General features: G+C 44.7%; 9 protein-coding genes. 6 read left to right on the forward strand and 3 right to left on the reverse strand.

Annotation, left to right across the window (positions count from 1 at the left end; all coding sequences use genetic code 11):
* Positions 1-2 precede the first annotated feature (2 nt).
* Both ppc and AC4MCC_RS00240 read right to left on the reverse strand, forming a co-directional pair.
* Positions 3-2687: a phosphoenolpyruvate carboxylase gene (gene ppc, locus AC4MCC_RS00235; protein ID WP_491885492.1), complete on the reverse strand. Its 2685-nt coding sequence runs from the start codon at positions 2685-2687 to the stop codon at positions 3-5.
* A 150-nt stretch (positions 2688-2837) separates the two neighbouring features.
* Positions 2838-3461, reverse strand: a complete 624-nt coding sequence (locus AC4MCC_RS00240) for a TetR/AcrR family transcriptional regulator (RefSeq protein WP_419375213.1) — start codon at positions 3459-3461, stop codon at positions 2838-2840.
* A 148-nt stretch (positions 3462-3609) separates the two neighbouring features.
* Here AC4MCC_RS00240 and AC4MCC_RS00245 point away from each other — a divergent pair, with 148 nt between their 5' ends.
* The 4 genes from AC4MCC_RS00245 (at position 3610) to dnaJ (ending at position 9580) form a co-directional block, all read left to right on the forward strand.
* A complete protein-coding gene (locus AC4MCC_RS00245) occupies positions 3610-4713 on the forward strand; it encodes an efflux RND transporter periplasmic adaptor subunit (protein WP_491885493.1) in 1104 nt (367 codons plus the stop codon).
* A gap of 2 nt (positions 4714-4715) precedes the next feature.
* Positions 4716-7853: an efflux RND transporter permease subunit gene (locus AC4MCC_RS00250; RefSeq protein ID WP_491885494.1), complete on the forward strand. Its 3138-nt coding sequence runs from the start codon at positions 4716-4718 to the stop codon at positions 7851-7853.
* Positions 7854-7983: 130 nt separating this feature from the next.
* Positions 7984-8361: a hypothetical protein gene (locus AC4MCC_RS00255; RefSeq protein WP_341121036.1), complete on the forward strand. Its 378-nt coding sequence runs from the start codon at positions 7984-7986 to the stop codon at positions 8359-8361.
* Between the two features lie 103 nt (positions 8362-8464).
* Positions 8465-9580, forward strand: a complete 1116-nt coding sequence (gene dnaJ, locus AC4MCC_RS00260; RefSeq protein WP_034703346.1) for a molecular chaperone DnaJ — start codon at positions 8465-8467, stop codon at positions 9578-9580.
* 171 nt (positions 9581-9751) lie between these two features.
* Here the strand turns inward: dnaJ and AC4MCC_RS00265 are convergent, their stop codons facing one another.
* Positions 9752-9937, reverse strand: a complete 186-nt coding sequence (locus tag AC4MCC_RS00265) for a hypothetical protein (RefSeq protein WP_004780424.1) — start codon at positions 9935-9937, stop codon at positions 9752-9754.
* Between the two features lie 856 nt (positions 9938-10793).
* Between AC4MCC_RS00265 and AC4MCC_RS00270 the strand changes: the two genes are divergently transcribed.
* A complete protein-coding gene (locus AC4MCC_RS00270; protein WP_104426834.1) occupies positions 10794-10991 on the forward strand; it encodes a hypothetical protein in 198 nt (65 codons plus the stop codon).
* 539 nt (positions 10992-11530) lie between these two features.
* Positions 11531-12352, forward strand: a complete 822-nt coding sequence (gene dapB / locus AC4MCC_RS00275) for a 4-hydroxy-tetrahydrodipicolinate reductase (RefSeq protein WP_180033589.1) — start codon at positions 11531-11533, stop codon at positions 12350-12352.
* The last annotated feature ends 19 nt before the right edge of the window (positions 12353-12371 follow it).

The following is a 12371-nucleotide window of genomic DNA, read 5'->3' on the forward strand; positions in this document are numbered from 1 at the left end:
AATCAACCGGTATTTCGTAAACCGGCGGCAATGCCGGCAATACTCACCATCAGGGCATGATCGACTGGAGTGTGTTCAGCCTGCTGCTGTTCCAGATATAACCGACGACGTTTCATCAGTTCGGCTTGTAGTAAATGGAGCGGTAACAGATAAGGTTTACGCACCGTCATGGACTGATCCAAGACGCCATTACTGCTCAGCAGTTTTGACTCACCTTTTAAAGTGAGTAGGGTCTGGATGGCATCCTGTAAACGTTGACGCAATTCCGTACCAAGCTCTTTCAGGTCTTCATCCTGAGTCAGATGCGATTCGTAATAGAGCGCGACATTGCTGTCTGCTTTGGACAGCACCATTTCCAGCATATCAATCAGGGTCTGGAAATAAGGCCATTCGGTTAGCATCTCATCCAGAATCGTACGTTGCCCTTGATCCAGTACCTCATTTAATGCGGCACCGGTACCCAGCCAAGCCGGTAACATCAGACGGATTTGGGTCCAGGCAAAGACCCATGGAATGGCACGCAAGGATTCAATCCCGCCGCTAACCTTACGTTTGGCAGGACGTGAACCCAGTGGCAACATTTGTAATTCCAGTTCTGGGGTCACGGTACGCAGGTATTTCACGAAATGCGGATTTTCACGTACTGTCTGACGATAGACCTGTACCGATAGATCCGTCATCTTATGCATCAGATCACGCCATTCCGGTTTCGGTTCGGGTGGCGGTAATAAAGTCGCTTCCAGAGTCGCTGCAGTATAAATTTCCAGATTTTGTAGCGCGATTTCTTCCAGACCAAATTTAAAGCGAATCATTTCACCTTGTTCAGTCACCCGAATGGCGCCTGAAATAGAACCTGGCGGTTGCGAGAACAAGGCTTGTTGGGTGGGTGCACCGCCGCGGCTGATCGAGCCGCCACGACCATGGAACAGGGTCAGCTGTATACCATGCTGTTTAGCAACTGCGGTCAGTTCTTCCTGCGCACGGTACTGTGCCCAGTTGGCTGACATAAAGCCGGCATCTTTGGCTGAATCCGAATAACCAATCATGACTTCATGCTTGCCCTGAATATGCTGTTTGTACCAATGCATATTAAAGAGTGTCGACATGGTGTCAGCAGCACCGTCGAGATCTTTTAAGGTTTCAAATAAAGGTACTACCCGTAAAGGCTGTTTAATCCCGGCTTCTTTTTGCAGCAGCAAGACGGCCAGCACATCACTTGGGTATTCGGCCATGGAAATAATATAGGCACCCAGAGACTCACTTGGCTGTTCGGCCAATGTGCGCATGGTGATAAACACTTCCTGTACATCCGGATGTTCAATCAGGCTACCCGCTGGTTCATTCAGGTGCTTAGGTAGTAAAGGACGTTTGCTTTGCAGTTCCTGCAACAGGAAGTTTTGACGGGCCTGTTCAGTCCAGGTTTCAAAATTACCCAGACCCAGATATTCAGTAATGGCTGAAATGGCCTGACGATGACGACCCGATTCCTGACGAATATCCAGTTTGAGAAGTTCAATGCCGAAACAGTTCACCCGGTAAATCAGGTCCAGCAGACTGCTATTGGCAAGTTCTGCCAAATTGCACGCCATCAGTGAGCGATAACAGGTCAGTAAAGGTTTTAATAACTCATCTTTACTTTTAATGACCCGACTATCATCCGCATCTTTACCATGCAGTTTTTCAGCCAGCCAAGCACGGGTAATTTTTAGACGTTCACGGATATCGCGTAAATATTCACGGTAGGGTTCAGGATGTTGATGGCCTAATGCCTGTGTAATTTCATCGCTGCATTGCTGAATAGAAAGTTCCCAGCGCAGGTTTTCAATATCACGCAAATACAGGTCGGCTGCTTTCCAACGCGACAACCACAATACTTCCTGAGTCACATTATGCGTCACATTCGGGTTGCCATCCCTGTCGCCACCCATCCAGGAAGCGAAACGTACCGGAGCAACATCTAGCGGCAAAGTCTGGCCACATTGTTCCTCAACCATGCCGTTCAGTTCACGAATGAATTTGGGTACCGCATTCCAGAGGGTCTGTTCGATTGTCGTAAAGCCCCATTTGGCTTCATCCACCGGGGTTGGGCGATGTTGACGGATTTCGTCCGTTTGCCAGGCAGAACTGATCAGCTGTTTTAAGTCAGCCAAGACCGCCTGACGTTCACGCGGGGTCAGTTTCTGCTGGTCAAATTTGGACAGGGCATTATTGATACCATCATATTTCTGGATCAGGGTGCGTCGGCTGACTTCTGTTGGATGTGCGGTCAGCACCAGTTCAATCTTTAATTCACAAATTTGCTGATATAAGGTTTCTGCAGAAATTTCTTGCTGTTTGAATTTTTCAAATAAAGGAACCAGAGGGTTTGGAGATTCTGTAGTTTCCTCAAATTCGCTTTGACGGCGACGACGTACCACATGGTACTGTTCGGCAATATTGGCAAAGTTTAAGAAATGGGTGAAGGCACGGGTCAATGGCAGGATTTCATGATCTTCTAAAGTCAGGAATAATTGTTCCAGCTGTTTTTCTGCTTCAACCTGTCCATCGCGAGCACCTTTCGATAAGGCCCGAATTTGCTCGACCTGATTAAACAAATCTTGCCCCGCATGTAACTTCAGGGTTTTTCCCAGTAGATTACCCAGTAAACGTACGTCTTCGCGTAGAGGTGCATCAATCTGTTGAACCATTTTTTATATTCCTCCGATTCTTCCTTTGACTATACCCCGACTGCATGACAATCCAAGTCTTTTGCAGACAAAAGTTGAATATCATTTGTTGATAATTGAATGAATTTTAGTCTTTACGCTGTTGCAAGGATCCGGCCAGATAGAAGAAATTTAACGGGAAATCGCATATTTCAGCATAAAGATCTCGATGGCCTGCTGGATGATCTGATGGCGTTGCTGCATGTCGGGTAGCGGACTTAAGCCCAGTAAGACTTTGTGATGCCGCATACCTAACAGTAAGGCCACCATCAGTTCGGTCTGATGCTGCGGATCATCAGTCTGGATAAATTGATGTTGCTGCGCCTGCTCAAAGAAATCATGCCAGGCCTGATTCAGCTTGATATGTGAGGCAGTATAAAAACGTTCCGCCAACGGATTTTTTTCATAAGCCAGTTGCATGATGAGCAGGTCCAGTTTGAGAGCTTCCGGCAGATTGGCAATATTGAATGAGCGCAGACAGATCTGATATAGCTCCTGCTGAAAATCACTATCAGGCTGCAGAACTTTAGGAGATTCCTGCAGAATTGCCTCACAGGTTTCTTCAACCGCACAGCTAAACAGCGTGGCCTTATCCTGAAAATGATTATAGACAGTGAGTTTGGTCACACCGGCTTCCAGCGCAATCTGGTTCATGCTGGAGCCATGATAACCATGCTGTAAAAACAGCTGTTTCGCTGCGTTCAGAATACGCTGGCGTTTTTCCAGATCCTTGGGCCGTCCAACCGGTATTTGCACAATTTCATCCAAAAAAATTCAATATGGTCATTGTTTTAACTGCAGAATCCTAATTAGTGTACCGGGTGGTATATTAATTAAAAAATAAGCAATTTATATATCTACCTATTTTGCCCTAAAAATGATGATTAGATAAGAGCGAACAATAATGAGCACGATACAGAGCGCACTGGCTGGCATGATCGTCCTATGCAGTATGGCTTTCTCAGGATGTAGCAAGGACAGCGCTGCAGCAGAACAGGAAGTTCCATTTGTCATGGTGACCACACCGAAAACTTCACATCAGGAATTGAAAAGCTATGCCGGTGATATCCAGGCACGTCAGCAAACAGCACTGGCATTCCGGGTAGGCGGGCAGGTCACCCAGCGTTTTGTCGATGTAGGTGATCAGGTAAAAGTCGGGCAAGTCTTGGCGACCCTAGATGTGAAAGATGCTCAACTTCAATTAAATGCAGCACGTGCCCAGCTAGAAAGTGCTCAATCGGCCAGTAAAATTGCTCAGGATGAATTACAGCGTTTCAAGCAGCTGTTACCGACCAATGCTGTGAGCCGCTCGCAATATGATGCGGTTGAAAATCAATATAAGGCAGCTGCGTCAAATCTGAAACAGGCCCAGTCCAATTATGATACGGCCAAAAACCAGACCGCTTATAACCAGCTCATTGCCAATAAAAATGGGGTAATTACTGCACGCAATATCGAAATTGGTCAGGTCGTTGCAGCAGGGCAGGCTGCCTTTGAACTGGCGATTGCCGGTGAGCGTGAAGTCGTAATTGGGGTTCCTGAACAGGCGATTTCCGAAATTAAAACCGGTCAGCCGGCCTGGGTGACGTTATGGTCCAAACCGAATGAAAAATTTGCTGCCTTTGTTCGTGAGATTTCACCAGCAGCAGATCAATCGCGTACCTTCCGGGTGAAAGTGGCTTTACGCGAAGGTAATAGCCAGATTCAGCTCGGTCAGAGTGCCCGGGTGTTCTTCCAGAACAGTCAGGACAATGTCCTTAGCGTTCCTTTATCCAGCGTTTCAGCGACTGATCAGCAGGCCTATGTGATAGTAGTCAAGCCGGATCATACTATTCGCAAAGTGCCGGTGCAGCTGGGTGCTTATGGCCGTGATTCTGTGCCAGTCTTCAGTGGTTTAAAGGCTGATGATTATGTGGTGATTGGTGGAGTGCATCTGCTGCGTGACCAGCAAAAAATCAATCCGATTGACCGTGAAAACCGTAGTGTGAAAATTCAGGCAGGGAGTTAAATATGAACTTTAACCTGTCTGAATGGGCCTTAAAGAATAAAGGTCTGGTACTGTATTTCATGATCCTGCTCGGTTTGGTGGGCATCGTATCCTATTCCAAACTGTCACAAAGTGAGGATCCGCCGTTTACCTTTAAGGTGATGGTAATCCAGACTTACTGGCCGGGTGCCAGTGCTAAAGAAGTATCCTTACAGGTTACCGACCGGATTGAAAAAGAGTTGATGACTACCGGACAATATGACCGAATCATGGCCTATTCCCGTCCGGGAGAATCTATGGTGACCTTTATTGCCAAGGATTCCTTGGCTTCCAAGGATGTCGCAGATGTCTGGTATAACGTCCGTAAGAAAATCAATGATATTCGGCATGAATTACCGCAAGGCGTACAAGGTCCATTTTTTAATGATGAATTTGGCGATACCTTTGGCAACATCTACGTCATTAAAGGCAATGACTTCGATTATGCGACGCTTAAAGAATATGCCGACCGTTTGCAGTTACAGTTGCAACGGGTCAAGGATGTTGCCAAAGTTGAACTGATTGGACTCCAAGACCAAAAAATCTGGATCGAAATCTCCAACACCAAAGCCACCCAACTGGGTATTCCGGTGACTGCCATTCAGCAGGCACTGCAGCAGCAAAATGCCATGACTCAGGCGGGCTTTTTTGAAACCGGTTCTGACCGGATTCAGGTGCGGGTCAGTGGGGCGCTGAATAATGTCGAAGAATTGCAGCAGCTACCTTTACTGGTGAATGGCAAGACCATCCAGCTCGGCGATGTGGCTGAAGTTTATCGCGGCTTTACCGATCCGGCACAACCGCGTATGCGCTTTATGGGCGAAAATGGTATCGGTATTGCCGTATCGATGCGTAAAGGCGGTGACATCATTGCCTTGGGTAAAAATCTGGAACAGGAATTTGCCCGTTTGCAGAAAACTTTGCCTCTGGGGATGGATCTGCAAAAAGTCTCAGATCAACCAGTAGCGGTGAAGCGCAGTATTAATGAATTTATGAAAGTTCTGGCCGAGGCAGTGATTATTGTTCTCTTGGTGAGTTTTTTCTCACTCGGTTTCCGTACCGGTCTGGTGGTGGCGTTCTCGATTCCGCTGGTACTGGCAATGACCTTTGCCGGTATGCAACTGTTTGATGTTGGCCTGCATAAGATTTCTTTAGGGGCCTTGATTCTGGCACTCGGGCTTTTAGTCGATGATGCGATCATTGCCATTGAAATGATGGCAATCAAAATGGAGCAGGGTTTTAGCCGCTTACAGGCGGCCGGTCATGCCTGGCGGACGACTGCTTTTCCAATGCTGACCGGAACCCTGATTACTGCTGCCGGTTTCCTGCCAATCGCGACAGCAGCATCCAGTACCGGGGAATATACTCGCTCGATTTTCCAGGTGGTGACGCTGGCACTGTTGGTATCCTGGATTGCCGCAGTTCTGTTTGTCCCTTATCTGGGTGATAAACTCCTGCCAGATTTCAATAAGGATCTGGTGCAGAGAGCGCCATGGTATCAACGTCTCTGGGCGCGTTTACGCAAACGCCCTGAACCGGAGCCGCTGGTACATCATGCCGGTGAACATCATGATCCTTATCAGACTAAGTTTTATCAGGGCTTTCGTCGCTGGGTAAATATCTGTGTCACCTACCGTAAAACGGTCATCGCGGCGACTGTCGGGATTTTTGTGCTATCCATTTTGATGTTTAATCTGGTGCCCAAACAATTCTTCCCGCCATCGAACCGTGCCGAAATTCTGGTAGATCTGAAACTGGAAGAGGGCGCTTCATTAAAAGCGACTGAAGCGGCAGTGAAAAAAGTTGAAAACTTCCTGTCCAAACAGGAAGGGATTGATAACTATGTGGTCTATGTCGGTACCGGCTCACCGCGTTTTTATTTACCTCTAGATCAGCAATTGCCGCAAGCCAGCTTTGCCCAGTTTGTGGTCTTGGCTTCATCACTTGAAGACCGCAATGAAATCCGTAAATCCTTAAGCGACCAGATTCGGGTGCTGTTACCAGAAGCCCGTACCCGGGTATCTCTACTGGAAAATGGCCCACCCGTCGGCTATCCATTACAGTTCCGTGTATCGGGTGAAGACCTGGGATTAGTCCGTCAATGGGCACAGAAAGTTGCAGCAACGGTCGGAGACAATCCGAATACCACTAATGTGCATCTGGACTGGGGCGAGCCAAGTAAAGTGATTAAACTGGATATTGATCAGGACCGCGCCCGTCAGCTTGGCGTGAGCAGTAGCGATTTGGCCAATTTCCTGAATAGCTCGATTTCTGGAACTGCGATTGATCAATATCGTGAAAAACGTGAACTGATTGAAATCCGCTTACGGGGTGATCAGGCTGAACGTGTCGATGTCGGTTCACTGAGTAGTCTGGCAGTACCGACCACGAATGGGAGCTCAGTTCCTCTGGCCCAGATTGCCAAGATCGAATACAGCTTTGAAGAAGGCCTGATCTGGCATCGGAATCGTTTGCCGACCATTACGGTACGAGCCGATATCCGGACACAGCTGCAACCGGCAACTGTGGTGAATGAGCTGAAAGATCAGTTGGCGCAGCTCAGATCAGAAATGCCAAGTGGCTATCTGATTGAAGTAGGCGGGACAGTCGAAGAATCTGCACGTGGGCAGAATTCAGTAAATGCAGGTATGCCATTGTTCCTGGCAGTGGTGATGACTTTGCTGATGATCCAGCTTAGAAGTATTTCACGTGCCTTTATTGTCTTCCTGACGGCGCCATTGGGCATTATTGGCGTGGTCTTATTCCTGTTAATTTTCAATAAACCTTTTGGCTTTGTGGCTATGCTAGGCACGATTGCTTTGTCAGGCATGATCATGCGTAACTCGTTGATTCTCATTGACCAGATTGAACAGGATATTCAGGCAGGTGAATCGCAATGGAATGCAATTATCAATGCCACAGTGCGCCGTTGCCGTCCGATTGTCCTGACTGCACTGGCTGCCGTTCTGGCCATGATTCCTTTATCCAGAAGTATTTTTTTCGGGCCAATGGCGGTTGCAATTATGGGCGGATTGATCGTTGCGACGCTATTAACGCTGTTTTTCCTGCCAGCCTTATATGCACAATGGTTTAAAGTGAAAAAAAGTTTAAATTCTGTTTAAATTTGTCATAATTTCAGGTGCGAAATATTGAAAATTTCAATATAGTAGTACCTGATTTTTTAATAATTCAAAAAAGACATACTGCTGCGGAACTCGCTTGTGCTGGGCCGCACACTAAGGTTGACTAAACATGACTCAAGACACACTCACCAAGATGCGACGCTCCGTGGCGATGGCTTATGTCTTCATGTTTTTTGCTTTGTTTACAGTGGTGAGTGGTGTATTTGCTTACTGGTATGCACGTAAGGTGACCCAGATTGATTATGCCGAAGTCTGGTTACAGGCACAGGCACTCTGGATCATGCGCAATATTGTGATTTATTCAGTACTCGCGATTTTTGCTGCGCTCTGGTTTATTCCATTATTTTTCTTTGCCTGGGATAGCCAACTTTGGGTGAAAGCCTGCACAGTCGCAGGTGTGGTATTCAGCTTTATTGCCATTATTTTCCTCATTAATGCCTGGTTCAAAGGCATCTTCAAATTTTCTCAAAACAAAGCCGTATTCTAAGCTTTCAATTTTTTTTCAGAATTCCCCTTGTAAAGCTGGGTTTAACCCCAATTTTAGACCACAGTCAATATTAAATAGAATTCCGTGAGGAGCATCGCCAGACATGGCTAAACGTGATTATTATGAGGTTTTGGGCGTTTCTAAAACCGCTAGTGATGATGAAATTAAAAAAGCCTACCGTAAGTTGGCGATGAAATATCATCCAGACCGTAACCCGGACAATCCTGAAGCTGAAGAGAAGTTTAAAGAAGCTTCAGAAGCGTATGAAGTTCTGTCAGACAGCGAAAAACGTAGCATGTACGATCGCATGGGCCATCAAGCCTTTGAAGGTGGTATGGGCGGTGGTGCTGGCGGCTTCGGTGGTTTCAGTGCGGAAGATATTTTCAGCCAGTTTGGGGATATTTTCGGTGGAGCGTTTGGTGGGGGTGGCCGTGGCCAGCAACGTCAACGCCGTGGTTCAGACTTACGCTATGTAATGGAACTGACGCTCGAAGAAGCAGTGAAAGGCGTTAAGAAAACCATTACTTTTACTGCACCAGCGCCATGTGATGCCTGTGATGGTAAAGGTTCTAAAAATCCGAATGATGTTGAAACCTGTCCAACCTGTCATGGTGCCGGCCAGGTACGTATGCAGCAAGGTTTCTTCTCGGTACAACAAACCTGTAGTACCTGTCGTGGCCAAGGCAAGATCATCAAGAACCCATGTAATAAATGTCATGGTTCAGGTGTATCTGACCGTCAGCAAACCCTGGAAGTTACTATTCCAGCCGGTGTGGACAATGGCGACCGCGTACGTTTGACTGGTAAAGGTGAAGCGATCCGTGATGGCCAATCAGGTGATTTATACGTTGAAGTCGTGGTACGTGAACACGAAATCTTCCAACGTGACGGTGCAGATCTGTATATGGATGTGCCGATTTCAATTGCGGATGCAGCTTTGGGTAAAGAAGTTCAGATTCCGACACTAGATGGTCGTGTCAGCCTGAAAATTCCTGAAGGTACGCAAACCGGTAAACTGTTCCGCTTACGTGGTAAGGGCGTGAAACCAGTACGTTCAACCATGCAGGGTGATCTGCTTTGTCGTGTTGTTGTAGAAACACCGGTGAACCTGACTGCGCGTCAACGTGAACTGTTGAAAGAATTGCAAGCAACCATGGAAGATGAGGGCAGCCAGTCTTCTCCAAAGAAAAAATCTTTCTTTGATCGTTTGTTTGACTGATTGAATGAGATTGGAAAGGACGCTCAGGCGTCCTTTTTTATAGCTTAAATTCGGAAAAGACGTATAAGTTAATTATTAGATAGAAATAATGAGAAAATTATTCTTTTAATGATATTAGCTTTTTAAGAAGGATTTATATCCCTCACGCAGAGAAATATAAATCCTGTCATATTATTGCGCTTCAGTTGCTTGAGCTTCTGATGCTGGAGCTTCGCTTGCAGGTGCTTCAGCAGCTTGAACTTCAGATGCAGCTGTTTCAGTTGCAGCAGGAGCTGTTTGTGCTACTTCTTCAGCAGCAAAAGTTTGTGATGCAGCAATTAACGCTACCCCGGCAAAAGTTAATTGAACTAATTTCATATAAATTTCCTTGTATTAAAAATAGTGTACTACTCAGTACACTTGGCAAAAATGTTGACATAAAATGTAGATATTGATGTTTTTTTGTGTGTACTTATGTTTACTAATGTAATTTGATGTTATTTAAATAATTGAAATATAAGATTAATCATTAATCTCATAAAATTGAGCTAGTGGCAAAATATATAAGAAAATGGATTTGTTAATGTGATGTATGTCACATATTTGCATTTCTAAAGAATGAAATTTAATTTAAATTCTAAAAGAAAAACCCCAGCATCCTGCCGGGGTTTTTCGTATGGGTTCGCTCGGTATAACTCCTGTCGTACCTTACTGTCCTTGTGCTGATCTATTGTTATTCTTGTTTGGAACTTCCTGTTCCTGATGAGTTCATCATAGGAAACTTCCAGTATTCTGGATAGCAGCAAAAGGCCGAGATTAATGTGAGCCAAAGCGTACAAAGAGTCTGGTTCTTACCTTTGCCAGACAGAGAAAAATACTTTGTCTTTTAAAACCGCATCATCAGGATATGAAAATCCTGAGTTAATGATCTCTCCATTCATTTGACTAATAAAATATTATGAATAATCTGGAATATTAAAAGAATTGTTACAAAAACTGGTTCCTATTAAATTTTTAGTAATCATGAGATTATTAAAAATTTGATATATAAAATTAATTTTTAGGCTGACAATCTTGCTAAATAGGCAGGATTTAGAAGGTTATTTAATCTGTCGATTCCTCAAAACTTGCAGAACTTTTTCTAATTTGTAATCCTTGCGACCAAGGGTGTCTAGCTGAGCTAAGGCAGGTATTTGTTGTAGTCGGGCCGCTACAACTGATAACAGGTGCCTATATGTTTAATTTAAAGATTTTTAATAAGATCTCTACTGAAGTCTTGACCTTAAAAAATGACCTTGAGCTGAATTCCGAGATTCAACTCATCACTAAATATAAAACATCTATTTGTGAAGATTATAAAAAAGCGATTATTTTGATCTTTAAAGAACGTGGATATACCAGCTTGGAAGTTGGTCAACTACTTGATGCTTAATCCTTAAACATTCCTAAATTTAAAAAAGTATGGATTTACCTTTCCATTTACCCAAGCAATCCATCGTGTTTTATCGAAAATAATGCCATGCGCTAAAGGCATATGCTTCAGTACGCGATGATGGGTATTTAGTTCAATAATATCAGTGGTACTTATATTGCTGAGGCGGTCAAATTGGAGTTGCAATATATTTCCCTTAAATGCAAATGATCTAAATATGAAAAATCAAGATCATACGTATTATAGAAAAATATTTTTTATCTTATTAAATTCAATTATTTATAATTAAAAATTAATTCTTATTAATTAGAATTTTCTTTAAATAAGTTTATCTCTGACTAAGCATTTAATCATTATTTTTCTAACAGAATTATTTTTCTTTTTACTCGTCCATAAAATATTGTTTATATGGACTGCATATCAAAATCCCTCATGACCTTCTTTAATTCTTTTCATTGATTTTTATGCGATCAATCTTAGTGTTATGAGCGAGTTTTGCTATAGTAAGAGCAATTTCGAATCAACATCAGGACTATGTTATGTCAGCGACACCACGCATTGGGATTTTAGGTGCAGGCGGCCGTATGGGACGCATCCTTATTCAGGCGGTGAAAGAAGCCGGTTACCAATTGGCAGCAGCTGTTGAGCGCCCTGAAAGCTCACTCATTGGTGCAGATGCCGGTGAACTGGCTGGCGTAGGGAACTTGGGTGTAAAGGTTGTCGGCCATCTTGAAGAAGTGGTCAAAGACTGTGACGTGGTGATCGACTTTACTGCGCCTGCTGCGACGGTGAATCATCTTAAAATCTGCCGTGAAAATGGCGTTGCGATCGTGATTGGTACTACTGGTATGAATGACGAACAAAAAGCTTATCTGGATGAATCTGCAAAAGAGACTCCAGTGGTGTATGCAGCGAACTATTCAGTAGGTGTGAACGTTTCGATCAAACTGCTAGAACTTGCCTCTAAAGTCTTTGGTGATACGGTCGATATTGAAGTGATCGAAGCACATCACCGTCATAAGGTAGATGCGCCATCAGGTACAGCTTTAATGATGGGTGAGGCGATTGCTGGAGCACTGGGTCGTGATCTGAAAAAAGATGCGGTATATCACCGTGAAGGGCATACGGGTCCACGTGAACGTAAAAGCATTGGTTTTCAGACCATTCGTGGCGGTGATATCGTCGGTGAACATACTGCAATGTTTATTGGCGAAGGCGAGCGTGTTGAAATTACGCATAAAGCCACCAATCGTATGAACTTTGCAGCGGGTGCCGTACGTGCCGCAGCTTGGGTCGTTGGTCGTGATGCGCGTAAATATGACATGAAGGACGTACTTGGTTTTAACGATATTCAAGTATAAATTTTCGTCAAAATCCTAT

The organism is Acinetobacter sp. CAU_H_56, from assembly GCF_058599425.1.

Excerpts from the sequence above, each read along its gene's own strand:
- AC4MCC_RS00270 (WP_104426834.1), top strand. The coding sequence starts at position 10,794 with ATGTTTAATTTAAAGATTTTTAATAAGATCTCTACTGAAGTCTTGACC.
- dapB (WP_180033589.1), top strand. The coding sequence starts at position 11,531 with ATGTCAGCGACACCACGCATTGGGATTTTAGGTGCAGGCGGCCGTATG.
- AC4MCC_RS00245 (WP_491885493.1), top strand. The coding sequence starts at position 3,610 with ATGAGCACGATACAGAGCGCACTGGCTGGCATGATCGTCCTATGCAGT.
- ppc (WP_491885492.1), bottom strand. The coding sequence starts at position 2,687 with ATGGTTCAACAGATTGATGCACCTCTACGCGAAGACGTACGTTTACTG.
- AC4MCC_RS00250 (WP_491885494.1), top strand. The coding sequence starts at position 4,716 with ATGAACTTTAACCTGTCTGAATGGGCCTTAAAGAATAAAGGTCTGGTA.
- AC4MCC_RS00255 (WP_341121036.1), top strand. The coding sequence starts at position 7,984 with ATGACTCAAGACACACTCACCAAGATGCGACGCTCCGTGGCGATGGCT.
- dnaJ (WP_034703346.1), top strand. The coding sequence starts at position 8,465 with ATGGCTAAACGTGATTATTATGAGGTTTTGGGCGTTTCTAAAACCGCT.
- AC4MCC_RS00265 (WP_004780424.1), bottom strand. The coding sequence starts at position 9,937 with ATGAAATTAGTTCAATTAACTTTTGCCGGGGTAGCGTTAATTGCTGCA.